Origin of the sequence: Albibacterium sp. (genome assembly GCF_035514885.1) — a bacterium.
Classification (GTDB): domain Bacteria; phylum Bacteroidota; class Bacteroidia; order Sphingobacteriales; family Sphingobacteriaceae; genus Albibacterium.
The window spans coordinates 154496-181060 of record NZ_DATJCH010000012.1 but is presented as its reverse complement, the minus strand read 5'-3'; the positions used below and the strand labels follow the sequence as shown (position 1 = coordinate 181060).

Annotated in this window: 28 protein-coding genes; 14 read left to right on the top strand and 14 right to left on the bottom strand. The window is 37.2% G+C overall.

The genetic code is table 11. The annotated features are described in order from the left end of the window. Positions 1 to 32: 32 nt before the first annotated feature. The gene (lon, locus tag VL047_RS04630) at positions 33 to 2504 is read left to right on the top strand and encodes an endopeptidase La (protein WP_325358929.1); all 2472 of its coding nucleotides are present in this window, start codon (positions 33 to 35) and stop codon (positions 2502 to 2504) included. A gap of 68 nt (positions 2505 to 2572) precedes the next feature. Here the strand turns inward: lon and VL047_RS04625 are convergent, their stop codons facing one another. The 9 genes from VL047_RS04625 to VL047_RS04585 form a co-directional block, all read right to left on the bottom strand. Then, positions 2573 to 4012, bottom strand: a complete 1440-nt coding sequence (locus VL047_RS04625; RefSeq protein WP_325358928.1) for a Glu/Leu/Phe/Val dehydrogenase — start codon at positions 4010 to 4012, stop codon at positions 2573 to 2575. Between the two features lie 32 nt (positions 4013 to 4044). Further along, positions 4045 to 4269 carry a CcmD family protein gene (locus VL047_RS04620; RefSeq protein ID WP_325358927.1) on the bottom strand — a complete coding sequence of 75 codons (225 nt, stop codon included), beginning with the start codon at positions 4267 to 4269 and terminating at the stop codon, positions 4045 to 4047. 40 nt (positions 4270 to 4309) lie between these two features. Beyond that, entirely contained in the window at positions 4310 to 4978 is a 669-nt protein-coding gene (locus VL047_RS04615) for a cytochrome c biogenesis protein (RefSeq protein ID WP_325358926.1), read from the bottom strand. 62 nt (positions 4979 to 5040) lie between these two features. Continuing rightward, positions 5041 to 5700 carry a heme exporter protein CcmB gene (locus tag VL047_RS04610; RefSeq protein WP_325358925.1) on the bottom strand — a complete coding sequence of 220 codons (660 nt, stop codon included), beginning with the start codon at positions 5698 to 5700 and terminating at the stop codon, positions 5041 to 5043. Positions 5701 to 5755: 55 nt separating this feature from the next. Continuing rightward, a complete protein-coding gene (locus tag VL047_RS04605) occupies positions 5756 to 6154 on the bottom strand; it encodes a hypothetical protein (protein WP_325358924.1) in 399 nt (132 codons plus the stop codon). A 99-nt stretch (positions 6155 to 6253) separates the two neighbouring features. After that, complete coding sequence (locus VL047_RS04600) at positions 6254 to 7396, bottom strand: sugar phosphate isomerase/epimerase family protein (RefSeq protein WP_325358923.1); 1143 nt, start codon at positions 7394 to 7396, stop codon at positions 6254 to 6256. A 44-nt stretch (positions 7397 to 7440) separates the two neighbouring features. Further along, positions 7441 to 8238, bottom strand: a complete 798-nt coding sequence (gene ispE / locus VL047_RS04595) for a 4-(cytidine 5'-diphospho)-2-C-methyl-D-erythritol kinase (protein ID WP_325358922.1) — start codon at positions 8236 to 8238, stop codon at positions 7441 to 7443. A gap of 36 nt (positions 8239 to 8274) precedes the next feature. Next, a complete protein-coding gene (locus tag VL047_RS04590) occupies positions 8275 to 8925 on the bottom strand; it encodes a hypothetical protein (protein WP_325358921.1) in 651 nt (216 codons plus the stop codon). Positions 8926 to 8937: 12 nt separating this feature from the next. After that, entirely contained in the window at positions 8938 to 11331 is a 2394-nt protein-coding gene (locus tag VL047_RS04585; protein ID WP_325358920.1) for an alpha-ketoacid dehydrogenase subunit alpha/beta, read from the bottom strand. A 256-nt stretch (positions 11332 to 11587) separates the two neighbouring features. Between VL047_RS04585 and VL047_RS04580 the strand changes: the two genes are divergently transcribed. The 7 genes from VL047_RS04580 to phoU all read left to right on the top strand — a co-directional run bounded on the left by VL047_RS04580 (position 11588) and on the right by phoU (position 17568). Then, positions 11588 to 11971, top strand: a complete 384-nt coding sequence (locus VL047_RS04580; RefSeq protein ID WP_325358919.1) for a DUF1573 domain-containing protein — start codon at positions 11588 to 11590, stop codon at positions 11969 to 11971. Positions 11972 to 12078: 107 nt separating this feature from the next. Next, a complete protein-coding gene (locus tag VL047_RS04575) occupies positions 12079 to 13281 on the top strand; it encodes a pyridoxal phosphate-dependent aminotransferase (RefSeq protein ID WP_325358918.1) in 1203 nt (400 codons plus the stop codon). Positions 13282 to 13399: 118 nt separating this feature from the next. After that, positions 13400 to 14383, top strand: a complete 984-nt coding sequence (locus VL047_RS04570; protein ID WP_325358917.1) for a PstS family phosphate ABC transporter substrate-binding protein — start codon at positions 13400 to 13402, stop codon at positions 14381 to 14383. A gap of 4 nt (positions 14384 to 14387) precedes the next feature. Next, positions 14388 to 15275, top strand: a complete 888-nt coding sequence (pstC, locus tag VL047_RS04565; RefSeq protein ID WP_325358916.1) for a phosphate ABC transporter permease subunit PstC — start codon at positions 14388 to 14390, stop codon at positions 15273 to 15275. Positions 15276 to 15297: 22 nt separating this feature from the next. Further along, a complete protein-coding gene (pstA, locus tag VL047_RS04560) occupies positions 15298 to 16131 on the top strand; it encodes a phosphate ABC transporter permease PstA (RefSeq protein ID WP_325358915.1) in 834 nt (277 codons plus the stop codon). Beyond that, the gene (gene pstB, locus VL047_RS04555; RefSeq protein WP_325358914.1) at positions 16107 to 16898 is read left to right on the top strand and encodes a phosphate ABC transporter ATP-binding protein PstB; all 792 of its coding nucleotides are present in this window, start codon (positions 16107 to 16109) and stop codon (positions 16896 to 16898) included. The genes pstA and pstB overlap by 25 nt, the downstream gene beginning before the upstream one ends. 16 nt (positions 16899 to 16914) lie before the next feature. Beyond that, entirely contained in the window at positions 16915 to 17568 is a 654-nt protein-coding gene (phoU, locus tag VL047_RS04550) for a phosphate signaling complex protein PhoU (RefSeq protein ID WP_325358913.1), read from the top strand. A 55-nt stretch (positions 17569 to 17623) separates the two neighbouring features. On the opposite strand, the gene VL047_RS04545 is transcribed toward phoU, so the two are convergent. Further along, the gene (locus VL047_RS04545) at positions 17624 to 18544 is read right to left on the bottom strand and encodes an SMP-30/gluconolactonase/LRE family protein (RefSeq protein ID WP_325358912.1); all 921 of its coding nucleotides are present in this window, start codon (positions 18542 to 18544) and stop codon (positions 17624 to 17626) included. A 124-nt stretch (positions 18545 to 18668) separates the two neighbouring features. Here VL047_RS04545 and VL047_RS04540 point away from each other — a divergent pair, with 124 nt between their 5' ends. Beyond that, positions 18669 to 19424 (top strand): cupin domain-containing protein, encoded by a 756-nt coding sequence (locus VL047_RS04540; protein ID WP_325358911.1) that lies wholly within the window; start codon positions 18669 to 18671, stop codon positions 19422 to 19424. Here VL047_RS04540 and VL047_RS04535 read toward each other — a convergent pair whose 3' ends face one another. Beyond that, entirely contained in the window at positions 19425 to 19832 is a 408-nt protein-coding gene (locus tag VL047_RS04535; protein WP_325358910.1) for a GtrA family protein, read from the bottom strand. It abuts the gene before it with no gap. A gap of 6 nt (positions 19833 to 19838) precedes the next feature. Next, entirely contained in the window at positions 19839 to 20537 is a 699-nt protein-coding gene (locus VL047_RS04530; RefSeq protein ID WP_325358909.1) for a CDP-alcohol phosphatidyltransferase family protein, read from the bottom strand. A 149-nt stretch (positions 20538 to 20686) separates the two neighbouring features. On the opposite strand from VL047_RS04530, the gene VL047_RS04525 reads away from it, so the two are divergent. Genes VL047_RS04525 through namA form a run of 3 tightly spaced genes read left to right on the top strand, consistent with a single transcriptional unit; the run spans position 20687 to position 23423 of the window. Next, positions 20687 to 21058 carry a BlaI/MecI/CopY family transcriptional regulator gene (locus VL047_RS04525; protein ID WP_325359541.1) on the top strand — a complete coding sequence of 124 codons (372 nt, stop codon included), beginning with the start codon at positions 20687 to 20689 and terminating at the stop codon, positions 21056 to 21058. 18 nt (positions 21059 to 21076) lie between these two features. Then, positions 21077 to 22333, top strand: coding sequence for a M56 family metallopeptidase (locus VL047_RS04520; RefSeq protein ID WP_325358908.1), 1257 nt, complete (start codon positions 21077 to 21079; stop codon positions 22331 to 22333). Positions 22334 to 22355: 22 nt separating this feature from the next. Continuing rightward, positions 22356 to 23423, top strand: a complete 1068-nt coding sequence (gene namA / locus VL047_RS04515; protein WP_325358907.1) for an NADPH dehydrogenase NamA — start codon at positions 22356 to 22358, stop codon at positions 23421 to 23423. A gap of 17 nt (positions 23424 to 23440) precedes the next feature. Here the strand turns inward: namA and VL047_RS04510 are convergent, their stop codons facing one another. After that, positions 23441 to 24148 carry a DUF6266 family protein gene (locus VL047_RS04510; RefSeq protein ID WP_325358906.1) on the bottom strand — a complete coding sequence of 236 codons (708 nt, stop codon included), beginning with the start codon at positions 24146 to 24148 and terminating at the stop codon, positions 23441 to 23443. 187 nt (positions 24149 to 24335) lie between these two features. Between VL047_RS04510 and VL047_RS04505 the strand changes: the two genes are divergently transcribed. After that, on the top strand, positions 24336 to 24758 hold the full coding sequence (locus VL047_RS04505; protein ID WP_325358905.1) for a hypothetical protein: 423 nt from the start codon (positions 24336 to 24338) through the stop codon (positions 24756 to 24758). Positions 24759 to 24775: 17 nt separating this feature from the next. On the opposite strand, the gene VL047_RS04500 is transcribed toward VL047_RS04505, so the two are convergent. Next, positions 24776 to 25240: a response regulator gene (locus tag VL047_RS04500; RefSeq protein WP_325358904.1), complete on the bottom strand. Its 465-nt coding sequence runs from the start codon at positions 25238 to 25240 to the stop codon at positions 24776 to 24778. Positions 25241 to 25433: 193 nt separating this feature from the next. Between VL047_RS04500 and VL047_RS04495 the strand changes: the two genes are divergently transcribed. Continuing rightward, on the top strand, positions 25434 to 26561 hold the full coding sequence (locus tag VL047_RS04495; protein ID WP_325358903.1) for a ThiF family adenylyltransferase: 1128 nt from the start codon (positions 25434 to 25436) through the stop codon (positions 26559 to 26561). Positions 26562 to 26565 lie beyond the last annotated feature (4 nt).

Sequence of the window (26565 nt, the reverse complement as noted above, 5' to 3'; positions counted from 1 at the left end):
GGCGCATAACATTTAGGAACAAACTAAAATAAATGAGCAATTACAATCCTTTTGATTTCAGTCAAGTTCTACCCATTATAAATGAGGAGACAGAATTTTTTCCTTTACTATCACAACATGATGAAGACGAAATGAGCGCTGCTGAGATGCCAGAAGTACTGTCTATACTACCTTTAAGAAATACAGTATTATTTCCAGGTGTTGTTATTCCTATAACGGTAGGGCGTGATAAGTCAATCAAATTAGTTAAAGATGCCTATAAAGGTGATAAGATAATTGGTGTTGTGTCTCAATTAAACATGAGCATAGAAGATCCCACCTTTGATGAGTTGAATAAAGTGGGAACAATAGCCAGCATCATCAAAATTCTTCAAATGCCTGATGGTAACACAACCGTTATTATTCAAGGAAAACAAAGAGTTATTCTAAAAGAGGCCGTACAAACTAAACCTTACATTCGTGCTACGGTTGAACGTTTCAAAGAACCAAAACATAGAAACAATAAAGAATTCAATGCTTTATTAGCATCTATAAAAGAATTAGCGCTTGATATAATAAAGCTCTCTCCTAATCTGCCAAGTGAAGCAGGAATAGCTATTAAGAACATTGAAAGTCCAGGCTTTCTAATCAACTTCATTTCTTCGAACATGAATGCTGATTTAGATTTTAAACAAGCCTTGTTAGAGCTTCCCGGATTAAAAGAGCGGGCGCAAAAAGTTCTTGAACAGTTAATGGTTGAGCTACAGTTGCTTGAACTAAAAAATCAAATCCAAAATAAAGTAAGAGGAGATTTAGATAAACAGCAACGCGAGTATTTTCTAAATCAACAGTTAAAAACAATTCAAGAAGAACTTGGAGGTAATACTCCTGATCTTGAAATTGAGGAACTACAGAAAAGAGCTAAAGGTAAAAAATGGAGTGAAGAGGTTGCAGGCCATTTCAAAAAGGAGTTAGATAAACTTGCTAGAATCAACCCGGCTGCAGCAGATTACTCAATACAATTAAACTATTTGGAAGTATTGCTAGATCTTCCTTGGAACTCCTTTACCAAAGATAAGTTTGATCTCAAGAGAGCCAAGAAGGTTCTTGACCGAGATCATTATGGTTTAGACAAAGTAAAGAAACGGATTATAGAGTACTTAGCTGTTTTAAAATTAAAACAAGACATGAAAGCTCCTATTCTTTGCTTAGTAGGGCCTCCGGGTGTAGGAAAGACATCGCTTGGTAAATCAATTGCCTCAGCTTTAGGAAGAAAATATGTTAGAATTGCTTTAGGTGGAATTCATGATGAAGCAGACATCCGGGGTCACAGGAAAACGTATATAGGTGCAATGCCTGGTAGAATTATTCAATCATTAAAAAAAGCAAATACTGCTAACCCGGTATTTGTATTGGACGAAATTGACAAAGTTGGAAGCGATTTCCGAGGCGACCCGTCTTCTGCTCTTTTAGAAGTGCTTGATCCGGAACAAAACAACGCATTTTATGATCATTATGTAGAAGTAGACTTCGACCTCTCTAATGTAATGTTTATCGCAACTGCAAATTCCTTAAATAACATCCAACCCGCATTATTAGATCGTATGGAGATTATTGAGGTAAACGGATACACGATTGAAGAGAAAATAGAGATAGCTAAAACTCACCTTTTACCAAAACAGAAAGAACAGCATGGTGTAAAATCAAAAGAAGTAACGCTTAAACCTTCTGTAATTGAGAAAATAATTGAAGACTATACACGTGAATCAGGAGTGCGTGGACTAGAAAAAAGAATAGGTTCGGTAATCCGAGGAGTAGCCACTCATATTGTTATGGAAGAACCGATCGGCCCATCCCTTTCAAATAAAGATGTAGAAGAAATTCTAGGCCCTCCTATTTATGACAAAGATTTATATGAAAATAATGAAGTAGCAGGAGTGGTAACCGGATTAGCCTGGACACAGGTAGGTGGCGACATCCTTTTCATCGAATCCAGTCTGAGTCCCGGTAAAGGAAAACTAACTCTTACAGGAAACCTTGGTGATGTAATGAAAGAATCTGCATCAATAGCTATGGCCTATCTTCGGGCTCATTCTAGCACAATTGGTATTGACCCTCACGTTTTCGATGAATGGGATGTACACATTCACGTTCCAGCTGGTGCAACTCCCAAAGATGGACCATCAGCGGGTGTAACTATGTTAACGGCATTAACATCTCTATTTACTCAACGAAAAGTCAAAAATAATCTTGCAATGACCGGAGAAATTACTTTGAGAGGAAAAGTTCTACCCGTTGGAGGAATTAAAGAAAAAATACTTGCAGCAAAACGAGCTAATATCAAAGAAATCATTTTATCCAAGTCTAATAAGAAAGACATCTTAGAAATTAAGGAAAGTTATATAAAAGACCTGACCTTCCATTATGTTTCAGAGATGAATGAAGTGATTCAATTAGCCTTGTTAAAGGAAAAGGTTAACAAACCTCTGGATCTTAGTCCAAAAGAAATAAATTCTAAGAAATAAATAAGTTTAAAAGGGAAGGCCGGTTTAAGAATTCTTAAACCGGCCTTCCCTTTTAAAGATAATAAAGATTACGGCCAAATGCCCATATTCTGATAAGCTACAGCAATTTTATCTATAGAGCTCACCAAAGCAGATGTCCTCAAGCTCTTAATATCCGGATTACTAACAAATACTTCCCGGATTTCATGGTAAGAACGAATCATCGTATCCTCCAATCCAGAATTAACCAATTCTGCTTCCGATGGTCCTTTCACAATAATCTTTCTTTGTGCCTCAGTTAATGAACCACCAGTCACTGCCTCTACCATATTTACAATATTCAGATTAGCAGTCTCTGTGTATCTTCTGTCCATACGTCCAAAAGCAATATGAGAAAGATTCTTTAGCCATTCAAAATACGATACAGTAACACCTCCAGCATTACAATACATATCCGGAATAATTAAACCACCATTCTTAATAAATGCTGCAGCAGCTCCCGGAGTAGTAGGTCCGTTGGCACCCTCTGCAATTATTTTCGCCTGAATACGCTGAATATTCGCTTCAGTAACCTGATTTTCTAAAGCGGCAGGGATTAATATATCACAAGGTTGTTCCAATCCTTCAGCAGATGACTTAAATTCAGCCTTTGCACCTGGGAATCCCAATATACTACCTGTATTTTTACGATGCTCTAAAATCTCATCAGGATCTAAGCCATCCTCATTATAAAGTGCTCCATCATATTCACAAACTCCAACGATTATTGCACCAAATTCCATTAATACTTTCGATGAGAAATAACCTACATTTCCTAAGCCTTGCACAATAATTTTCTTGCCCTTTATACCCGGTGTTAAGCCCAGAGCTTTCATATCCTCAGCAAAACTTACACACTCGCGAATTGCAATAGCTACTCCGCGTCCGGTTGCACCCTTACGCCCTGCGATACCATCTAATGATAAAGGCTTTCCAGTTACACAACCCAATGCATCTAATTGACCCGGATTCATAGTTATATACGTATCCGCAATCCAACTCATTTCCCGCTCACCTGTACCATAGTCAGGTGCAGGCACGTCGATACCAGGACCAATAAAATTCTTCTTAATTAGTTCAACAGTATACCTACGGGTTATATTCTCAAGCTCACCAACCGTATAATCCTTTGTATTAATTTTGATCCCTCCTTTTGCTCCTCCAAAAGGAACATTAACAACTGCGCATTTATAACTCATCAATGCTGCCAATGCCATTACTTCGTCCTCATTCACCATATCGCTATAACGGATACCACCCTTGGTAGGCGATTTATGATGAGAATGTTGTACCCTCCAGGCATCAACAACTTCAATTTTACCACTCTCACGCCGAACAGGAAATTGAAAACGATATACACTATTACATGCCTTAATCTGGTTTAATAAACCAGCATCATGTTTTGTAAATTGAGCAGCCTGATCAAAGAATTCACATATATCTTTGAAAAAATGAGGCGCGCTGTCAGACAAAGCTATTGGATTAGCCATAATAATAAAATTAAAAAATTTAGATTATACTCTTATTTGATATTCTTGTCTTTATTTTCCAGCTTACCGATTCTTCTATCTATTGTAAATAAATAAATAATAAAACCTATGAAAATAATCAACAACACAATTACAACAACGTAAATTTTTCCTGAACTACGTAAACCTGTAGCCATTTCAACGCCGTTATTTGATTGAGCAAACGTAACCAAGAAGTTAAAGCAGCTCATTATTATTAAAAGAAATATTTTTTTCATTTTGAATCTATTAAATCAGTTATTAAACTAAAACCAATAATTAATTACCAGTTTCATCCGTATGATACTCCAATTTTCTTATCCGATATCTTAACGTCATTATCCAACAACCGATCAACATCCATCCCAAAACAGCAGGTCTAAATACCCATTTCATGCTTCCTGTCATATCATAACCACTGAAACCAGGGTTGCCTCCATTGCCAGGATGTAAAGAATCCGTAAGCCTCGGTAAAACAAATAGCAAAACAATCATAATAGGAAAAGCAAAAACATTGTAGATAGCTGATATTTTACCGCGCTTTTGTTCTTCGTCAAGCGAATTCCGCAAAACAACATAGGCTAAGTACATTAAGGAAGCTATGGCTGAACTATTTAATTTAGGATCGTTTGGCCAAGGATCTCCCCATGTTATATTCGCCCATAACATTCCGCTCAATAAACCAAATAGACAGAATATCAAACCCACGTTCACACTTTCAACTGCAATAAAATCATCTTCTGGCTTTCCTGAACCTAAATATTTAATACTGTAAACAACCGATATTAAATACATAAGAAGCATTGCAAACCACATCGGAACATGAAAATAAACGGTACGAATACTCTCATGTAGGATTGGTAAAGCAGGAACTTCACCCAATAGACCAGCTATGATCGTATATATCACGATGGCTGCACCCAGAAATTTCCACCAATAGGATTTCATCAATTAATATTTAAGAGATCAATAATCGTTTCTACAGAATTACCCTTTAAAAGGGAGATTCATCAATCCCTCCAAATGTAAGGAAATAACAATAAAGAAACGGAAATTACAATCGCATTTATAGCTAATAATACAAAGATTTCATCGTAGCTGACACTCCTGTCTAATCCATCCATTGCATTCTTTGATAATTTAATTAAAACAATCAACAAAGGGATAATAACAGGGAAACTCAATATGGCCATTAATGTACCGTTATTATTAGCTTTTGCACTAATTCCTGAAATCATTGTAAAGACGGTAGCAAAACTGATGCTGCCTAACACCACCGAAACTAAGTAAAGAAAAGGATCTCCAATTGGATTTCTAAAGATTACAGAATAAGTAAGTAAGGCTATCAGGGAAAGCACTAACATCAAAGCGATGTTATAAATTATTTTAGAAAAAATAACCGCATTCGGACTAACTAACGTATAGTAGTATAGCTGCCTTCCTCTACTTTCCTGCACAAAGCTTTTTGAAATAGCATTAATAGAGGCAAAAAGCAGTATAATCCAGAATAACGCATTCCACACAGCCCCATCAACACTTCGAAAAGCTTGGTAACAAACAAAAACTGTTGAAACTACATAAAGTAAAATGCTGTTGAAGGCGTATTTTGAACGCCACTCCAACAGCATTTCTTTATAGACTAAATATCGTACCTGTTCTAAAAAACTCATTAACATCAAAGATACGATTCGGTCTCTTTAGTGACTAATGAATTAAAGAATAATATTATAAATTGTCTTTGAACTTACTCTTTGCATCAGTTGCCAAATCTTCTGCACCCCGAGCAGCTCTTCTACTAAGATCTTCCGCATCATCCTTTAAACGATTTCCCTTTTTCTTAGCTTCATCAGCAACATCAGATACCTGATCGGAGATATCAGAAAATTTACTTTTACCTTCTTCAAACTTTCGCTTGGCCTTATCCTTTGCTTTTTCAGCAAATTCAGATGCGCATTCTAACCCTTCGCTGGCTTTTTCCTTGAGAGTGCTAGATAGTTCGTTAATACCATCAATCGCTTTACTCAGGTTTTTACGCCCATCTTTAGTACCAAATAAATACCATGCAGCAGCACCAGCCGCCATACCTGCCAAAGCAAATCCTAATAAACTTGAATTCTTACTCATCTTATTTTTATTTAATGATTTTTTTAATGCTGTTTTCATTTTTATATCACTTTTCATAATAAGATCAACACGCTTTAAAAGGTTTTGTTTTATAAAAATTTATTTCAATCCTTTTATATCAGCCACAGCAATATCCTTTCTTTGTGTTTGATTAAGTGCATGGTAGCTATTAAACTGATAGCCGTCTTGTCTTAAATCCCATAACATAGGACGTAAGAAATTGATAGCCGCCTCATATCCTTGCGTAATTGCAGTAAGATTACCTGTACCCTTCGAATTCAACGCTTCATTCTCAATTTCGAAAGCACCTACAAAACCTTTTTCCTTTAATATATCAACAAAAGCGCGCCAATCCATACTATCAGATCCACCAAAACCAGGCAACATTGCCTCGTAATGATGACGATCCCAGCTATTTTGAGGTACTGATACATTAGCTTTCAATGCTAAATCTTCATTAACATTTTGCATCGGATACATTCCACCCCAATCGGTGCGCGCCTTACTCTTAATATTTCGGGTTGTTTTAACATGGATACGATGTATACGATCAATATCACTATTAGCAATTACATCAACTGGATCGGTATTTTGCCAAACATCATGAGAAGGATCATATATCTCTCCATGAGCCTTACTTGGTATCATCGCGTACATTAATTTCCTAGCGGCTAAAACACCCGGTAAATTATTGAATGTATTCGTAAAACCAGGTGAACGCCAACCCTCCATCGGACAGTTTTCGTACATCACTGTCACTCCCAAATCCTCTGCATATTTTATGATCGGCTTAAATACCCGATAATATTCATCCAAATTCTTTTGGAAACCATTCTCTTGATTTCCCAGCTCATGATTATAACCAACAAAGGTTCCCACCTTTACATTATTCTCATCTCCACCCAACAGATAGGCAATTCGAATTAATTTCAATAAATGGTTCTGGTTTTTAATACGTTCAGTTTCATCTCCACCAATCATATTTTCAAAGGCTCCTAAAGACAGCCCCAACTTATTTTGATTAAACTGATCAATCAGCTTTCTCGCATCTTCAACCCCAAAATTCTCGTATTCAAGATGTGTAGCAGTATGATCCTCCCGGGTACCATCTTTTCTAAACACACATAAGTCAAGTCCTTGTGCACCTACCTCCACAGCCTTTTCAATTAACTGATCAAGATTTAACTGATCAAAAGCTGAACTCATCACCCAAATAGGATTATTTAAAGAATTATTTTCCATTTCAAAGATTAGTTTTAAAGACTGGTTTTAAGATTATTAAAAAATCAACAATATATCACTTGGTTTGATTTAGCTAATTCCGACAAACAAACAGCATGCTCAAATATAGCAAAAAGCGAAGAGCCACTTCCGCTCATTGCTGCATACACAGCTCCGGCATCATATAAATCTTGCTTTATCTGACCAATAGCAGGGAATTTTTTGAATATCGTAGTTTCAAAATCATTGAACACAGACTCTTTCCAGCTAGTAACTGGTTTAAGAATTGCCTGTTTCAAACCTCTTCCTCCCTCAGTCAACAAAACACCATCATACGCCTCTGCCGTATTAATATGAATAGGAGGTTTAACTACGACTAAATGATAAGCTGAAAGGTCTATTTCCAGTTCTGAAAACCGATCCCCAATCCCTTCTGCAAAGACACTCTTATTATTAATAAAAAAAGCACAATCTGCACCCAAAGTACGCGCGTAATCGATCATCTGATCAGAACTTAACTGCAGATTGAAATAATCATTCATTAATTTAATCAGGAAAGCTGCATCAGACGAACCACCGCCCAAACCTGCTCCGATTGGTATTCTTTTATGTAAAAAAATATGTACAGGTGACAGCTTATAAATATCCGCTAACAGTTTAAAAACCCTGCTACATATATTATCACCTTCATTTGGGATTGGAATTCCAGAAACAAAAATCTGAAAACCAGAAGCTTCAACAATTTCTAATGCATCATATATGGGAATAGGATACAAAACTGTCTCTATATCATGATAGCCATCCGACCGCTTCCTCAAGACCTGTAGACCTAAATTTATTTTAGCATTCGGAAAAGTAATCATTTTGATTAATTGATCAGAAAATCATCAATAATAAAGTTATTTTTTATTCGGACGGTGAGAAAAGAAATGCTCCTGTAATTTTTCAGTATCTATTTTCGCTTCATCTTCATCTAAGCGAAATACCCAAGCTTTCATTCCAAGAAGAGAAACCTCTTTTTTAGAAGTCGACAAATCAACCGGCCTGATTTTCTTATTACAGACCAATGGTTTTTTAATATCAAGTAAATTCTTCGAAAAGAAAAGAAACTGAAAATTAAATACCGGCCAGTTTCCAACAGAGGAAGCATTAGCAGTATAAACTCTTTCAGCATTATGAGGTGCAACCTGACCACTGAATTCTCCTTTTATCTGATCAGCCTTTTTTATATTCATGCCGAGCATCAACTGATACGAACTTTCATTAACAATAAAAAACTCCACCACCCCCTGCTTCTGATCACCTGTTATTGCCAAATATATCCCTTCATTCTTGAATTCAGTTTCAGGAACCTCAACAACCTCTGTCCTCCTATCCTCTTCAGTATCCATTTTTCCATAAACCAAAGTTACCTTTGTTTCCGGTACAGGGATTTCAAAACCGTCTTCTCCGGTAACTGCAATCATTCCATCATTCAAAATGGCAGTAATATGGCCTTCTGCATCTTCTTCTACAAGGCGCACGAAGTCTCCTAATTTATATTTACTCATGATGAAATTTATCTAAAATATAGTTGGATACTTTTCCGGATTCGCCTCATTCATAATAGCATAAACTGCTTCAACAACATCATCTACAGACGGTTTTGTGAAATAATCACCATCCGAACCATAAGGAGGCCGGTGAGCTTTTGCAGTTAATGTACGAGGTTGACCATCTAAATGAAAATAACCTTTTTGTTCTTCCAATATCTGCTGAAGAATAAAGGCCGAAGCACCACCTGGCATATCTTCATCCACTATTAGAAGTCTATTTGTTTTACTCAGTGACTTTCCGCAGGTATTTCTAATATCAAAAGGTTGTAATGTTTGAGGGTCAATAATCTCGATAGAAATTCCTAGCCCTTCTAGTTCTTCAGCAGCTGCTTCAACAATCCTTAAGGTTGATCCATAAGAAACTACCGTAACATCCGATCCGGCTTTCATGATCTCCGCCACACCCAAAGGAACGGTAAATTCACCCACATTCTCCGGTAAGGGCTCTTTCAGGCGATAGCCATTCAAGCTTTCAATGACCAGTGCAGGTTCATCAGACCTAAGCAATACATTATACATTCCAGCAGCCTGCGTCATATTCCTCGGTACACAAATATGCATTCCGCGAAGCGTATCCAGAAGCATAGCCATCGGCGACCCTGAATGCCAGATACCTTCCAACCTATGACCTCTCGTACGAACGATAACCGGTGCTTTCTGCCCACCCTTGGTACGATAACTTAACGACGCTAAATCATCACTTAAAGCAGTAATCGCATAAAGTATATAGTCTAAATATTGAATCTCAGCGATCGGTTTTAAACCTCTTAATGCCAAACCAATACCTTGTCCGATAATTGTATTTTCCCGAATACCCGTATCAAAAACACGTTCCTCTCCAAACCTTAATTGTAAACCGGCAAAGCCTTGGTTCACATCACCAATCGCACCCACATCCTCACCAAAGGCAAGAATTCTTGCATCTCTTTCAAAGTTAGCGATGAAACAAGCATTTAAAATCTCTCTGCCATCAACTAAATTAACCTCAGCAGGATACTCTACAGCTGTTTCCGTTATATACTCAACACCCTCAATACTTTCAGTAAACACCTTTGAATGAAAACGATCTGTATTGACTTCCTGATGTCTTTCATACCATCTTAACAAACGGCTCTTTGCAGTCGAATCTTCCTTTCGTACGATCCGCAAAGCCTTGCGAACAAGTCCATATATATCTTTCAGACTTGGTTCGTACATCAACCTTAACTCTTCAGCCAACTTATATGCCTGTTCATTATTCAAATCGTATACAAGCTTAATCGCTTCTTCTTTTTCTGTTGCAAATACAGCAAGATAGTCTTTCCAGACCTGCTGTTGAATCGTTTTAATTTTATCTTTAGACTCCTTTTCAAGTTCTTCAAGCTCCTCATTAGAACAAACTTGCGTTTCAAGCATCCAACTACGCATTTTACTGATGCAATCAAATTCACGCTCCCATTCCAGACGCTCTTTCGTTTTATAACGTTCATGCGATCCGGAAGTCGAATGCCCCTGAGGCTGAGTCATTTCAGTTACATGAATCATTACAGGAATATGCTTTTCTCTACAAACCTGAATGGCCCTCTCATAGGTAGCAACCAAAGCAGGATAATCCCAGCCTCGCACCTTAAAAATTTCAAAACCTTCTCCCTTCTCATCTCTCTGCAGCCCTTTTAATATCTCTGATATATCTTCTTTAGTGGTTTGAATTTCATTGGGAACCGATATACCATATCCATCATCCCAGATTGAAATAGCCATTGGTATCTGCATAACACCCGCTGCATTCAATGTTTCAAAAAACACTCCTTCTGACGTAGACGCATTACCGATCGTGCCAAATGCAACCTCATTACCCATATTTGAAAAGGTAGTCATATGTTGCAAATCCTCCCGATCCCTATATATCTTGGATGCTTGAGCCAGACCAACTAAACGAGGCATTTGTCCACCCGTAGTTGAAACATCCGACGAAGAATTTTTCTGCTGTGTATGATCCAGCCAATTACCGTTTGCATCTATGATTTGAGTAGAAAAATGACAATTCATCTGCCGCCCACCAGAAGCAGGTTCTACATCTATATCAGGATGAGCATAAAGCTGTGCGAAAAATTTATGGTAATCTGTTATTCCAGAAGCAAATGCGAAGGTTTGATCACGGTAATAGCCTGAGCGCCAATCTCCGTCTCTAAAAACTTTGGCCATTGCAATCTGAGCCAACTCCTTCCCATCACCGAAAATACCGAACTTCGCCTTACCCGTCAGAACCTCCCTTCTTCCAATTATACTAATTTGTCGGCTTTCAAATGCTATCCTGTAATCAGCGATTAACTGACTTTTAAATTCATTATAGCTTAATTCGACCTTAGAAAATAGTTTCATGGTTTCTGACATAGCGTTGGTGTAAACTCAATAGAAATCAGTAAAAACTCAAAGATAAAAAAAATATAATAAATGGAGAAAGAGCTTTAAAGTCAGAATTATATATCAATTAGCGCGATTTTATCAGAATAAAATATCGAAACGATTAATTTAACAACTATTCCATTGTTTTAAACACATTATTTTACGTACTTTTGATTTAATGGATACAATTAAACAATATCGTTCTATAATCAACGATATAAATTGGAAAACGATGAAAAAAATAATCTCAGTTTTGGTTCTTGCCCTATCATTCATGGGTTTAACTTCCTTGACTCTACAAAATAAAGCAGAATTTAAATTCGAACACGAAACGCATGATTTTGGAAAGATTGTTCAGGGAACACCGGTAAGCTATGAGTTTAAATTTACGAATACAGGAACAGAACCACTTATTATCAGCAAAGTTGAATCTACCTGTGGATGCACAGTTCCTGAATTTACTACAGCCCCTGTGCAACCGGGTGCACAAGGAAAAATAAAAGTAACTTTTGATGCCTCCGCGGCGAGTCCTTTCTCTAAAATGGTAACCATTCGCTCCAATGCGAAAACACCTGTTAAAGCATTATATATTAAGGGTGTGGTCCAAAAGAACTAAAGAATAAAATTAATACAAAAGGCTGTTTGATTTTATTCATTCAGCCTTTTTTTTATACTCAAACAAATAGCAATTAAACAAATAACCTATAAACTCCAATACCAACAATGCCTAAAACATCGCAGAAGGGCTATGATATGCCAGCATCTCCAATCCGCAAATTAACTCCTTATGCTGAATCAGCTAAACAAAAAGGAAAGAAAGTATATCATCTAAATATTGGGCAACCAGATATTGAAACGCCGAAGGGAATGATTGATGCCATAAAAAGCATAGACTTCAAAGTTTGGGCATACACTCCTTCAGAAGGGATTCTGTCTTACCGAAACAAATTAGCTCAATATTATAATAAGCTTAATTACAACATAACTGCGAATGACATCCTGGTTACCAATGGTGCATCAGAAGCAATCACCATTGCCATGCAAACCTGTTTAAACAGTGGTGATGAGATTATTATTCCGGAGCCTTTTTATGCCAATTACAGCGGATTCGCTTGCATGGCTAACATTGTCGTTAAACCTCTTCTATCGGAGATGAACGATAACTTCGCACTGCCTTCTATCTCAGAATTCGAGAAGGTAATTACAGAAAAGACAAAAGCTATCTTCATTTGCAATCCCAATAATCCAACAGGCTATTTATATTCCAAAGAGGAACTAGAATCATTACGTGATCTTTGCTTAAAATACGATTTATTTCTATTTTCGGATGAAGCATACCGCGAATTCTGCTACGATGGCCGAGAGTTTATTTCACCTCTAAATCTACAAGGATTTGATGAAAATGTGGTGATTATAGATAGTGTTTCAAAGCGCTATAGTGCTTGCGGAGCACGTCTAGGCTGTTTAATCACTAAAAACAAAGCTATCTATAAAGCAGGTTTAAAATTTGCCCAAGCTCGCTTAAGTGCTCCTTTGGTTGCACAAATAGCCGGAGAAGCAGCAGTAGACACCCCTGATAGTTATTTCACTGAAGTTAAAAAAGAATATACTCAACGCAGAGATCTTCTTGCCAACGGACTAAATAAGATACCAGGTGTGCGTTGTTCAGTTCCTGGCGGAGCCTTCTATATTGTAGCCGAATTACCGGTTGATGATACTGAAAAATTCTGTCAATGGATGCTGGAGGAATTCGACTATAATAATGAAACGGTTATGATGGCTCCTGCCTCAGGATTTTACAGCACACCCGGCATGGGCCTGAAAGAAGTAAGACTAGCCTATGTAATTAATCAAGACGATTTAAGAAAAGCCTTGATATGCATAGAACAGGGTTTAACTGCTTATAATTCTTCCGCGAGACCTTAAAATACTTTTAAGGAAAACTTATCTATATGGGTATTGTTAACATTAAGTTAACATATCCATAACCCACGGTATACATTACCTTAATATCTTTGCACCGTATTAAATCCTATTTCATAATATGTATAGATTTATTTCGCTGGCAACCATGCTCCTATTGTTCTCATCGTGCTTTAAGAGCTACGAAGGGAAGATCAACATCGATGGCTCCAGCACGGTATATCCTTTAACAGAAGCCGTATCAGAAGAATTTCGTGACATACGTCCACAGATACGCGTTACTGTCGGTGTCTCAGGAACCGGAGGAGGTTTTAAAAAATTTCTAAGAAGTGAAACAGATATTAGCAACGCCTCTCGTCCGATAAGCAAAAGTGAAATTGAACTAAGCAAACAAAACAATATCGGATTTATCGAAATCCCCGTATCTTATGACGGCTTAGCGGTAGTTATAAGTCCAAACAACACATTTGTCGACTACTTAACTGTTGAAGAACTTCACAAAATGTGGGCACCGGAAAGTCAACAAAAAATTACCCGTTGGAATCAGATCCGACCTGAATGGCCAGATGCACCACTTAATCTTTATGGAGCAGGTACATCGTCCGGAACATATGACTATTTTACCGAAGCTATTAATGGAAAAGCAAAAGCTTCCAGAGGTGATTATACAGCAAGTGAAGATGATAATGTGCTGGTACAAGGAGTATCTACCGATGTGAATGGTTTGGCATACTTTGGATTAGCTTACTACACTGAAAATAAAGACAAATTAAAACTTGTTCCAATCAAAGTAGATGAGGATAGTGAAGCAATCTACCCAACAGATGAAACCGTTAGAACCGGCGCTTACCAACCATTAGCACGTCCTGAATTTATATATATTAATGTAAAGTCAGCAGAAATACCCTATGTTCAGGATTATGTAAAATTCTACCTGGAAAATGCAGCAGCTTTAGCAGAAGAAATTGGCTCAGTGGCTTTACCTTCAGAAGTTTATAAATTGTCTTATGAAAGATTCAAAAATAAAAAAACAGGTTCTATTTTTGAAAACACATCCATTGTAGGAGCAAATCTCCTAAATTTATTACACGAAGACGCACAATAAAGGAATGGCTAAATCATCTATAAAATCCGAGAAATTTATTGAACTACTCATGATTGCCTGCAGTCTGATCTCAGTTCTTACTACTCTTGGCATCATTCTCGTCCTTTCAATCGATACGATAAAATTCTTTGCAGAGGTATCCTTCTTTAGCTTTATTACCGATACACAATGGACTCCGCTTTTCGCAGATAAGCATTTCGGAATCCTTCCTCTTCTTACAGGAACCATCTTAACAACTATAATCGCTACAATCGTTGCAGTACCTGTCGGAATTAGCATCGCCGTATATTTAAACGAATATGCATCCAAGAAATTTACTGCAGCAGTTAAACCAATTCTGGAAATATTAGCCGCTATACCAACGGTTGTTTATGGCTTCTTTGCTTTACAGTTTGTAACACCTCTTCTGCAAACCTTCATACCTAGCCTGTCGGGCTTTAACGCACTTTCACCGGGTATCGTTATGGGAATTATGATCATCCCTTACATTACCTCATTAAGTGAAGATGCCTTACGTGCGGTTCCAAAATCATTGAGAGAAGCTTCCTATGGATTAGGTGCAAACAAACTTCAGACAGCTTTCAAAGTAATGGTTCCCGCAGCCAGTTCAGGAATCATCGTATCCATCATTCTGGCTATTTCAAGGGCATTAGGAGAAACCATGATTGTAGCTATTGCAGCAGGTCAGCAACCCAACCTAACGCTCAACCCGCTTAAGTCTGTTGAAACCATTACAACTTATATCGTACAGGTAAGTATGGGTGATGTACCACAGGATTCTCTAGAGTACAGAACTATTTTTGCTGCTGGTATTACGCTGTTCGCATTCACCTTTATCCTTAATAATATCTCTTTCTGGATTCAAAAGAAATATCAAAACCGCTATGACTAGAAAGCCCCTCTTCTCTATCAAGATGAAAGACAGAATCTTTCGGATCTATGCCATCGCTTGTACAGCGTTCGCTTTAATTATGTTAGCCGTTTTATTGATCGACATAACTATCAAAGGAGCAACTCGTCTCAACTGGTCATTTTTCACCAATCTACCTTCAAGGCATCCGGAAGAATCAGGTATTTATACAGCTTTAGCCGGCATGGTTGCTTTGCTTCTCTTTACATTGATCATTGCTTTGCCAATTGGCATTATGGCAGGGATCTATTTGCAAGAATATGGTAAAAAGAACAGACTTACGAGATTTGTAGAAATCAATATTTCAAACCTGGCCGGCGTTCCATCGGTTATTTATGGTATCTTAGGCTTACAGGTATTCGTACGTATGGCTGGACTCGGAAACAGCATCCTTGCAGGATCACTAACCCTGTCCCTACTAATTATGCCCATCATCATTGTATCAACCCGCGAAGCTATTAAAGCCGTTCCAGATTCTTTACGGCAGGCAGCATTAGGCTTAGGGGCTACAAAATGGCAAACCATCCGTAGAATAGTACTGCCTGCATCTTTTGGAGGAATCATGACGGGGATTATCCTTTCAACCTCCAGAGCCATCGGTGAAACAGCTCCCTTAATCGTAGTAGGCGCATTGGCCTATGTTCCTTTTATCCCAGAAGGGCCATTAGATCAATATACCTCGCTACCTATTCAAATTTTTAACTGGACATCCAGACCACAGCAGGGATTCATTATAAATGCTGCAGCCGGCATTATTGTGTTATTATTATTTACATTTATATTAAATGGGATCGCTATCTATTTAAGGAACAAATGGTACAAAAAAACAAATCTGTAAAAGAACTCAACCCCGAATATAAGCTGGAAAGCAGAGGTTTAAATCTGTTTTACGGTCAGAAACAAGCTTTAAAAGATGTTTCTATTCAAATGTCAGCAAATACCGTTACTGCATTTATTGGTCCATCCGGTTGTGGAAAATCCACCTTTTTACGTTGTTTCAACCGAATGAACGACCTTATTGAAGGAGTAAAAATCGATGGTGAGGTATTGATCGACAATGTAGATATCTACAAAAATGAAATCGATGTTTACGAATACCGCAAGAAAGTGGGAATGGTTTTCCAAAAACCCAATCCCTTTCCAAAATCAATATTTGAAAACGTTGCTTTTGGACTACGGATTAACGGGGAAAAATCAAAGTCCTATATAGAAGATACCGTTGAGTATGCTTTAAAACAAGCAGCTTTGTGGAATGAAGTAAAAGACAGTCTCCACAAATCAGCCATAGCAATCTCAGGCGGACAACAACAGCGTCTTTGTATTGCTCGTGCCATTGCAGTTAAACCATCCATTTTATTAATGGATGAACCTGCGTCGGCCCTCGATCCACTATCTACTACCAAAATTGAAGAACTGATACATACATTAAAAGATAACTATACCATCGTAATCGTTACGCATAATATGCAACAAGCTGCTCGGATTAGTGATAAAACTGCGTATTTTTATATGGGAGAATTGATTGAATATGATTTAACTGAAAAGATCTTTACAAATCCGGCAAGAATAGAAACAGAGAACTACATTACCGGTCGATTTGGTTAATCCATAATTACAGAATATGATACACTTAGATAGAGAACTTGAGCAATTGAAAAAGAGTACCACAGCCATGTGGATCTTAGTACAGTCTCAAATAGAAAAGGCTTATAAAGCTTTAGCGGCAAACGATAAAGACCTGGCAAGAGAAGTAATAGCAAACGAAAAGCGCGTTAACTCCATGGAGTTGAAGATCGATAGTGATTGTGAAGACCTATTCGCACTGTATAGCCCTGTAGCCAGCGACCTGCGTACAGTCCTTGCAACTCTAAAAATCAATACGAATCTGGAGCGAATCGGAGATCTCGCTGAAGGTATCTGTAAGCATATACTCAGTGAGGAAAATGCGTTCGACAAAGAACTTTTAAAGGCTTCCGATATTCAGGAGATGTATGATGTTGTTATTGAAATCATGAAAGATGTTCTTCAGGCATATATTAAAGAAGACACCAAACTTGCACGCACCATCTTCAAAAAAGATGAAATCTTAAACGAAATCAATATGCTGGCGACTAAAAACATAACAGAATATATTGGTTCAGATATATCAAAGATAGAAGCAGGATTGAATTTCTTATCCATTATAAGAAAGCTTGAACGCGTAGGTGATCAAATCACAAACATTGCGGAAGAGATTATCTTCTCACATGAAGCCAAAGTTCTCAAGCATCTCTAAGCAACACATTTTGATTTAAAAGAGAGCATGAATGCTCTCTTTTAAATCAAAAAAATTATTCAATACCTTTAACATTCATCTGCAAGGTATAAACACCTTTAGAGGCTGTTACAAATAATGTTTTACGATCTTTTCCTGCAAAAGACACATTAGCAACCCATGCATCTGTAACGGGGATATTTCCTAACAGTTTACCATTTTTATCATATATGGTAACGCCTCGTCCGGTTAAATACAAATTACCCTCATTATCCAAAGTTATTCCATCCGAACCTTGATTAACAAAAAGCTGCCGATTGCTTAAAGTTCCATCTTTATTAATTTGGTATTTATAGGTCTTATTATCTTTGATATCAGCAACAAATAAATATTTACCATCAGCAGAACCCACGATGCCATTCGGTTTAATTATGGTGCTATCTACTACAATCGGTTCTTTAGAACCTTTTGGTAAATAATAAACTTTCTCTCCATCAACCCTCGATGCATCTTTTGCCCAATAATTTCGTTGATAATAAGGATCTGTAAAATAAATGCCACCTTTAAAGTCAACCCACAAATCATTCGGACCATTCAGCTTATCACCTTTAAAGTCAGTTAATAATACTGTAACTTTCTTATCCGGGCTAATGGACCATAGTTCATTCTTCTCATCGGCACAAGAAATCAAATTGCCTTTCCGGTCAAAAAACAATCCATTCGAACGACCTGAATTCTCCATAAAAACTGATAATTGTCCATCAGTAGAATATTTCCATATTTTATCATTCGGCTGATCTGTAAAATAGATATCACCGTTTTTACTGATCGCCGGACCCTCTGTAAAAGAAAACTGATTGGAAATTTCTTTCACAGCAGCACCTGGTGCAACTACCTTAATGCTATCTAGTCCTTGAGCCTGGCTCTTCTGCGCAAATAAAAAAGGGACTGCAAGAAAAGCAATCGCTGCAAATACATTTTTAAAAGATTTACTCATAATGATTATTGATTAGGTTACTAACGAAGTTAATATTTATCTTTAATATCTTTACATTAACACCGAATTATTAGAACTAAAAACATTTAGCCATTTCCATTGGTTATTAATAGAAAAACTGTTTATGAAAACAATGACCACCGTTTCAGAGGTATTGAATGTATTAAAGGAAAGAGGATATACTGTAGATTTTAATCTGAATGATAACTGCCTCGTTTGTCATCAAAATTCTCTACAAATCTATCCGGACGAGTTTGTTGTAGACAAACATTATCGTTTTGAAGGTATGTCTGATCCTGGGGATGAAGCCATTGTGTATGCCATCTCTTCAGATAAACATAACGTAAAAGGTACATTAGTAAACGGATACGGTGTTTATGCCGACAAGCTTGCCGATGAAATGGTTCAGGCACTCCGTGAAAATCCAAACCCTTTTCAAGAAACAGATACAGATGATGATACAGAGGCCGAATACGATAAAATAAAATACAATCAGGCTACCCCATTAAGACCAGAAGGAGACCGTCTGCTAGACGCTCAAATGGTAATAATGGATCTGTCGGAATTCAGAGAAAAAATAAAAGATGAAAAGACCTGGAAAGAAGGTGAAAGAACAGCCATTACTCTATTTAAATCAGATAGTATGCGCGTTGTTTTAATTGCTCTCCATGCAGGTTCCGAAATGAAAACACATACTGCACCCGGTATAATCAGTGTTCAGGTATTAAGCGGTCGAATTAACTTTCGTACAGAACAACGCACCGCTGAATTAAGTGAAGGACAAATGCTGACATTACATGCTGGGATACCTCATAGCGTTTTAGCTTATGAAGAGTCGTCGTTTTTATTAACAATGGCTATTCAGTCAAAAAATGAATAGTTATTTCAGGGCTTCTCCTTTTCTAAACACCCAGTAGGTCTGCAATGTATAATTGAAGCCGAGCGAAACCAGAATATCGGTTATAACTCGGCTTATTTTATAATCGACCTTCAGCCAATTGGTAAATAAATATGTACCCGAAGACTTTAAAAGAATACTGCCGATTACTACTGCAATAAATTTTAATAGCTGTCCCTTCACTTCTATCTTATCTGCCTGGTAGGTCCAATATCTATTAATCATAAAATTAACAACCGCACCAATCAAACCACTAATCAAAATTGAGACAGTATAGTGAATATGAGCCAGCTCCGTGCACACTATCATGATTGAATAATCAACCAATCCTCCGATAAAAGCTGACGCTTGAGCCTTTATAAAAACCAGAAAGGAAGATTTCTTATTCAAAACAAACTAATTTAATTCCTTAGCCTTCCTATCTGCGATATCACGCTCATCACCCAACTTCAAAAGCTTACGGGTATCAATAATGTTAATAATAAAGAGAATAACGCAAATACCGGCAACAAAGAAATGGATGGTATTAAAAAAGGCCAACTCAATCAAAATCATGATGGCTATTATAATTCGTATCTCTGTAGGACCCATTAAACCGGCATCGATTGTATAAACATCGGTAATCCGGTATCGAAGCTGCGATATAATCATTGCCCAACCATAAAGCACTACAAACAGAAAGGCAAACACCTCATAACCATCTTTGGCATAAAAGAAATAACCCATACCTATTAATACGGTTCCCACCCAATCCATGATAATATCAAGCGAAAAGCCATACCATTTTCTAGGAATATTCCTGAAATAGGCAATTCTACCATCCAATGAATCTCCAAACCAATTTACGAAAAGCCCTACTACACCTAATAAAAGGTAAAACTGACTGCCATAATATGCCAATATAAAACCAAGCATAACCAGCAAAGACCCAAACAAACCGATAGCCGTAAGTTTATTAGGTGTTATATAAGAGGGAATCCTCGAAACCAAAAAGGATATAAACTTTTGTTCCGGAACACTTAATATATTAGTTCGCTTTCTATCTTTAAAAAGCTTTTTTTTCTTTGCCCTTTCAGCCACTTCTAAATCTGTCATTAACAATTATTTTGCCTGCAAATATACATAAAGAGAAGCATCTATAATTATAACTAACAAATTAGTTGATAAACTAGAAAATTAGTCTTACATTTGATTATATAAAACCTGACCACTAAAGGTCAGATTGTTTACATATGAAACACAACATGGAAATCAAAGAATTAACAAGAGCAGAGGAAGAGATTATGCAAAAGCTATGGGTATTAGAAAAAGCTTTTGTAAAAGATATCATTAAAGAGCTCCCTGAACCTAAACCTGCTTATAACACGGTATCTACCATCATTAGAATCTTAGAAACCAAAGGTTTTGTCGGTCATGAAAGCTTTGGAAAAAGCCATCGCTACTATCCTCTAGTAACAAAAGATGCTTACAAAACCTTTGCATCAGGCAAGCTGATATCTTCCTATTTCGATAACTCTACACAAAACATGCTATCCTTCTTTCTTAAAAAAGAAAAGTTGGATATCAAAGAAATGGATGAAATCCTAAAAATAATTGAAGAAGCAAAAAAGAAGTAAATACTAAATCTTAAAGCTATGGAATATCTATTATGGGCAAATGCCTACCTGGTAATATTTTACGGGTTCTACTGGTTCTTTTTAAGAAAAGAAACATTCTTTCAGTTAAACAGAGTGTATTTGATAAGCGGGGCACTATTTTCCTTCCTCGCTCCCCTCTTAGACCTAAAAATATTCAAAGCCAGCTCCGAATTACTCTCCACCGTACTCCCTCTTTCTATAACACTCCCCCTTGCAGAAATCAATCCCGAAGCTACAGTACAAAGTAGCTCAGAAAGTACTCTTTCGTTATTAACTCTTATTTATATTATTGGCTGCATACTATCTGTTATTTGGTTATTGTATCGAATATTTATCTTTCAAAAGAACTTAAACAAACCTTCTTCGGGCGATGCTTATTCGTTTCTTAGTATCGTAAGAGTTGATCCGGATATGGATGGATATACCAAAATTGTAGCACACGAGGATATTCACTCCCAGGAATACCATAGTCTTGATGTCTTATTCTTTGAACTTATTCAGATTATCAACTGGTTCAACCCTATTGTCTATTTACTGCTCCGGTCTGTCAAACTCAATCATGAATACATTGCGGATGAAAAAGCTACTCAATCTAACGATGATAGAATAAACTATGCCAATCTATTGGTAAGCCATGCTTTTTCAACTCCTGTACATTCTATAATGAACAATTTTTTTAACAAGCCATTCTTAAAGAACAGAGTTATGATGCTATTCAAAAACAAATCAAAGAAATCAGTTTTGATACGATTTTCATTATTGATTCCTATCATGTTACTTGCCTTTACATTTCAATCCAGCAAATCGATTCAAGAAGATCCGCAATCTCTCGCAGTTATAAACAAGAGTGCAATTTCACAGCTAAACTATGTAGAAGAAAACAACATACCTTCTTTACAAGAAGATACTTCAAGAGTTTTTACATCTGTTGAAGTACCCCCTCAACCAATCGGTGGATTAAATGAATTCTATAAGTACATAGGTGAAAATGCCGAATTTTCAAAAGAGGCCTTTCCAGCAAATGGTAGTAACTCTAATGTTAGAATACTTGTTAGCTTTATTGTAGAAAAAGATGGCTCCTTATCAAATATAAATAGCCTACGAGATCCTGGCTATGGAACCTTTGAAGAGGCAAAACGCTTATTAGAGAACGCACCAAAATGGAATCCTGGTATACAAAACACAAGACCCGTCCGCGTAAAATTTACCTTGCCTATCCAACTTAATCCGAGTAATAACCAGACCGAATCTTAAATATAATCTTTATATTTAATGCATGTCAATACTATTTAGTCCACTTAGCATAGGAGAAATAACATTCAAAAACAGAATCGTTGTTTCTCCTATGTGTCAATATTCTTCTCAGGATGGTTTTGCTAACGACTGGCACTTGGTTCATCTTGGAAGTCGTGCAGTAGGCGGTGCCGCATTAGTTATTACAGAAGCTACCTCAGTAACACCTGAAGGTAGGATTTCACCTGAAGATCTGGGGATCTGGAAAGATGAACACATAACCGGGCTAAAAAAGATAACTGACTTTATTCATCAGCAGGGATCAGTTGCCGGTATTCAGCTGTCGCACGCAGGCCGAAAGGCAAGTTGTTCCTCTCCCTGGAATGGCAGAACACAACTTTCGTTGGAAGAAGGTGGATGGCAAACCCTCGCTCCCAGTGCAATAGCATTTCAAGAGACAGACCGCATACCAACAGTTTTAGACACTGAAGGAATAAAAAAGATTATCGATAGCTTTCAAGCTGCTGCTAAACGCGCTTTAAATGCGGGTTTCAAATTGATCGAAATCCACGCTGCTCATGGCTATTTAATCAACGAATTCTTATCACCCCTAAGCAATAAACGCGAAGATGAGTACGGAGGATCCTTCGAAAACAGAATCAGGCTACTTTTAGAAGTAATAAAAGCCATCCGTGAAGTTTGGCCACCAAGCTACCCCCTCTTTGTACGCATATCTGCTACAGATTGGGTTGAAAATGGATGGCAGATTGAAGATTCCATAAATCTGAGTAAAATATTAAAGACAATTGGAGTTGATTTAATTGATTGCTCATCCGGAGGAGTCATCACGGGCGTAAAAATCCCACTGGTTCCAGGCTACCAATCCCCCCTTGCGGAAGAAGTAAGAAAGAACGCCAATATATTAACGGGGGCAGTTGGATTAATTACCGATGCTGAACAAGCTGAACAAATTTTACAGGATGGAAAAGCCGATATGATTTTATTTGCCCGAGAATCTTTACGCAATCCCCATTTACCTTTAAGTTTTGCACAAAAACTAAACGAAGATATGGAATGGCCAATTCAATACGAACGTGCTAAACCCAAGTAACTACATTCTTAAATCAATTATATTTCAACTGTCCCTAAATAAACGCTATCCGATTGACTACTTCTGTCGAATGCAGAAAAAGCCACATAAATGTGATAGGTCAAATTCGGATTATAGCTATCTGGTATTATACTAAGCGTATCGCTTCCTACTTTTCTAAACTGGCCTGTGAGATTAAAAACCGCATCTCCGCTATTTGGCTCATCCTCCTCCTTAACATTATACGCCAATAGCATCACCTGATCATCCGGATGAGCACCACGAGGTATCTCTGTATTCCATTTAAAAATTAGCTCTGTATCGCTGATCTTCTCAAACCTTATATCTTTCGATAAAGGTAAGTCGCCATAGCTCACTTTCATTAAAGCAGGATTTACGGTGGTTTCAAAACCTTCTCCTTCAAAAGCATTTTTAGACAGATAGGATTTCGCTGCCGCAAAACCTTCAAAGGTCTCTGTATAACCCTTAAACCCAACCCTGACAAATAACAACAGCGGACTCAACCATGCTTGCGAAAGCGCAAACCTGAACCGACTTTTCAATTCATTTTCAGTTACTGGTTTTCTCCTCCTGGGTAAACTCTTAATGTAATCGATTCCTCTCCAGCTGCTACCAATCACACTACCAACCTTACCCGATATCGAACCGTTTATTCCATTTTTCAACCTTGCCATAGCCTTATTCTTAAATTGATCAACCCTTAAGATAACCATTCCTTTACTCATAAACAAATCAGACAAGGGTTGAACAAGGATCAACCAAGGTTCAGACAGGGGCAAAATGCGAGTCTTGCCCCTGTTTGGTCCCTGTTTGGTCCCTGTTTGAATAAATCGAGATAGAAGTCATTCTCGGAGAGTTTATATTTTAGCGAATGGAGTATAATTGAATAATGGAAAAGCTTAAATTTGAAGAATGGATATGATAAGTAAAATAAAATATTTCAGTATCGCTATATTAACATCGGTAATTTTAACTGCTTGTAATTTTGGCAATAAAGGTAGCGAAGCATCTACAGAACAGGCAACAAGTGTTCCTCAAATAGGCGATCATGTCCCAAACAACGAAGTTTGTATGGTCACCAACATCTATATGGGCGCACCACAGACGGCGGTGACTTTTGAAGGAAAAACATATTATGCCAGTTGTGAATTGTGTCAAAAACGCATACCCAAAGAGAAAGCAACACGCACTTCGATTGATTTATACACGTTAAAAGGGGTAGATAAAGCGGATGCCTATATTGTCTTGGTCGGAGACCATGGAGAAGTAGCCTATTTTGAAAACGAGCAAAGTTATAAAGCCCTTATTGCTAAAGGTAACATGCATCAGAAATAAGACCTTACTTATATTTTTTAAGAGAGCAGTTTTTGACGAAGCAGAAACTCTAGCTGAGAATTGGTAATTGAGAGTTCCTTATTTTCATTCATGATTTCAATTTTTTTAAGATAAACATCGTAGGCTTCTTCAATAATCCTTGCCATTTCTTTATCATCCCAAGGCTTATTTAAGTAATGATAGATGTTTCCTTTATTAACTGCCGCTATAATAGCAGACATATCTGTATAACCAGTTAAAAGTATTCGCATAGGGGCCGGATGCTTTTCAATGACCTTTTCAAGAAACTCAACTCCGGTCATATTGGGCATACGTTGATCGGTAATAACAATATGCACTTCGTTTTTATCCAGGATCTCTAGGCCTTCCTCGCCACTAATAGCTGTAAGGATATTATACTTGGATCGATAAACAGCCCGAAAGGATAACAGATTAATCATCTCATCATCCACATATAATATTGATATTGCCTTCTCTGCCATAAATTTCCCTACTTAATAGTTATATCCAATAAAGTTAATACTAAAATAGTGTTTTTCACAAAAAACTTTTTCGATAGGTTGCCGATTTCTATCAAAGAGCTATTATTTCAAAATTAATATGTTCAATATTAGCTCCTTATTTCCCAAAAAGAAAGTATCTTTATTCATACTAAACCCTTTTATACGTTCACGAATGACTAATAACCTAAATTCAAACTATAAGCCTCTGTTTTACAGATTGAATGATTCTAACGACTACGAAGCATTTCAAGAGCTGCTTCGTTCAAATAATAACATAATACAGTACGATACAATATATAGTCAACTTACGGAGCTCATAAAACTGTCGAATCCAGGAAAAAGATTAAACAAGGATGAGATGGATGATTTAGTAAAAGATCATATTAAATCGCAGGATTTAAGCAAATATGGCGTTTGGGTATACTATCCATGGTCAAATAATTTAGTCCACTTATTAGATAAAGAGGAATTTATTAAAGTGCGAACCAACAGGAATATGTATAAGATTACGCCAGAAGAAATTGAACTGTTGAAAGGAAAGAAGATTGGCATTATCGGCTTATCGGTAGGACAAAGTATTGCACTTACGCTTGCAATGGAACGCACCATTGGTGCACTGCATTTAGCCGACTTTGACGATATTGAGTTAAGCAATATGAACCGGCTAAGAGTTGGCGTACAGGATTTGGGAATGAGCAAGGTAATAATTGCCGCGCGACAAATTGCCGAATTAGATCCTTTTATTGAGGTAACTTGTTTTACTGAAGGATTAACGATCAATAACATTGATAAGTTCTTTAGAGATAATGGCGCCATTGATATTTTGGTAGAAGAATGTGATGGCTTGGAAATCAAAGTGCTAAGTAGAATTATGGCTAAAAAGCACCAAATACCAGTCGTAATGGACACGAATGACCGGGGAATGCTGGATGTGGAACGATTTGATTTAGAACCAAGTAGACCAATATTTCATGGAAGAACAAAAGAGCTTGAAAATTTAACACCTGAAGAATTAATTGCTAAATTTGCAGACTTGGCTGTGGAACAAAAGATATCTTTTTTGGCTCAAATCATCGGAATCGAAAATGTTTCCACAAAGATGAAACAGTCTTTAGCTAATATGAACAAAACAATTGTAGGCTGGCCGCAATTAGCATCAGCTGTAACTTTGGGTGGAGCGATGGTAACAGATACTTGCAGACGGATTTTATTGAATCATTTTAAAGATTCGGGAAGATATTTCGTAGATTTTGACGAATTGGTAGTAGCAAGTAATAATAAGGTAAATCAACCCTCATAACCTT

What these genes read in the sequence shown, in the direction of transcription:
- lon (WP_325358929.1), top strand. Translation starts at nt 33, where the DNA reads ATGAGCAATTACAATCCTTTTGATTTCAGTCAAGTTCTACCCATTATA.
- VL047_RS04625 (WP_325358928.1), bottom strand. Translation starts at nt 4,012, where the DNA reads ATGGCTAATCCAATAGCTTTGTCTGACAGCGCGCCTCATTTTTTCAAA.
- VL047_RS04620 (WP_325358927.1), bottom strand. Translation starts at nt 4,269, where the DNA reads ATGAAAAAAATATTTCTTTTAATAATAATGAGCTGCTTTAACTTCTTG.
- VL047_RS04615 (WP_325358926.1), bottom strand. Translation starts at nt 4,978, where the DNA reads ATGAAATCCTATTGGTGGAAATTTCTGGGTGCAGCCATCGTGATATAT.
- VL047_RS04610 (WP_325358925.1), bottom strand. Translation starts at nt 5,700, where the DNA reads ATGAGTTTTTTAGAACAGGTACGATATTTAGTCTATAAAGAAATGCTG.
- VL047_RS04605 (WP_325358924.1), bottom strand. Translation starts at nt 6,154, where the DNA reads ATGAGTAAGAATTCAAGTTTATTAGGATTTGCTTTGGCAGGTATGGCG.
- VL047_RS04600 (WP_325358923.1), bottom strand. Translation starts at nt 7,396, where the DNA reads ATGGAAAATAATTCTTTAAATAATCCTATTTGGGTGATGAGTTCAGCT.
- ispE (WP_325358922.1), bottom strand. Translation starts at nt 8,238, where the DNA reads ATGATTACTTTTCCGAATGCTAAAATAAATTTAGGTCTACAGGTCTTG.
- VL047_RS04590 (WP_325358921.1), bottom strand. Translation starts at nt 8,925, where the DNA reads ATGAGTAAATATAAATTAGGAGACTTCGTGCGCCTTGTAGAAGAAGAT.
- VL047_RS04585 (WP_325358920.1), bottom strand. Translation starts at nt 11,331, where the DNA reads ATGAAACTATTTTCTAAGGTCGAATTAAGCTATAATGAATTTAAAAGT.
- VL047_RS04580 (WP_325358919.1), top strand. Translation starts at nt 11,588, where the DNA reads ATGAAAAAAATAATCTCAGTTTTGGTTCTTGCCCTATCATTCATGGGT.
- VL047_RS04575 (WP_325358918.1), top strand. Translation starts at nt 12,079, where the DNA reads ATGCCTAAAACATCGCAGAAGGGCTATGATATGCCAGCATCTCCAATC.
- VL047_RS04570 (WP_325358917.1), top strand. Translation starts at nt 13,400, where the DNA reads ATGTATAGATTTATTTCGCTGGCAACCATGCTCCTATTGTTCTCATCG.
- pstC (WP_325358916.1), top strand. Translation starts at nt 14,388, where the DNA reads ATGGCTAAATCATCTATAAAATCCGAGAAATTTATTGAACTACTCATG.
- pstA (WP_325358915.1), top strand. Translation starts at nt 15,298, where the DNA reads ATGAAAGACAGAATCTTTCGGATCTATGCCATCGCTTGTACAGCGTTC.
- pstB (WP_325358914.1), top strand. Translation starts at nt 16,107, where the DNA reads ATGGTACAAAAAAACAAATCTGTAAAAGAACTCAACCCCGAATATAAG.
- phoU (WP_325358913.1), top strand. Translation starts at nt 16,915, where the DNA reads ATGATACACTTAGATAGAGAACTTGAGCAATTGAAAAAGAGTACCACA.
- VL047_RS04545 (WP_325358912.1), bottom strand. Translation starts at nt 18,544, where the DNA reads ATGAGTAAATCTTTTAAAAATGTATTTGCAGCGATTGCTTTTCTTGCA.
- VL047_RS04540 (WP_325358911.1), top strand. Translation starts at nt 18,669, where the DNA reads ATGAAAACAATGACCACCGTTTCAGAGGTATTGAATGTATTAAAGGAA.
- VL047_RS04530 (WP_325358909.1), bottom strand. Translation starts at nt 20,537, where the DNA reads ATGACAGATTTAGAAGTGGCTGAAAGGGCAAAGAAAAAAAAGCTTTTT.
- VL047_RS04525 (WP_325359541.1), top strand. Translation starts at nt 20,687, where the DNA reads ATGGAAATCAAAGAATTAACAAGAGCAGAGGAAGAGATTATGCAAAAG.
- VL047_RS04520 (WP_325358908.1), top strand. Translation starts at nt 21,077, where the DNA reads ATGGAATATCTATTATGGGCAAATGCCTACCTGGTAATATTTTACGGG.
- namA (WP_325358907.1), top strand. Translation starts at nt 22,356, where the DNA reads ATGTCAATACTATTTAGTCCACTTAGCATAGGAGAAATAACATTCAAA.
- VL047_RS04510 (WP_325358906.1), bottom strand. Translation starts at nt 24,148, where the DNA reads ATGAGTAAAGGAATGGTTATCTTAAGGGTTGATCAATTTAAGAATAAG.
- VL047_RS04505 (WP_325358905.1), top strand. Translation starts at nt 24,336, where the DNA reads ATGGATATGATAAGTAAAATAAAATATTTCAGTATCGCTATATTAACA.
- VL047_RS04500 (WP_325358904.1), bottom strand. Translation starts at nt 25,240, where the DNA reads ATGGCAGAGAAGGCAATATCAATATTATATGTGGATGATGAGATGATT.
- VL047_RS04495 (WP_325358903.1), top strand. Translation starts at nt 25,434, where the DNA reads ATGACTAATAACCTAAATTCAAACTATAAGCCTCTGTTTTACAGATTG.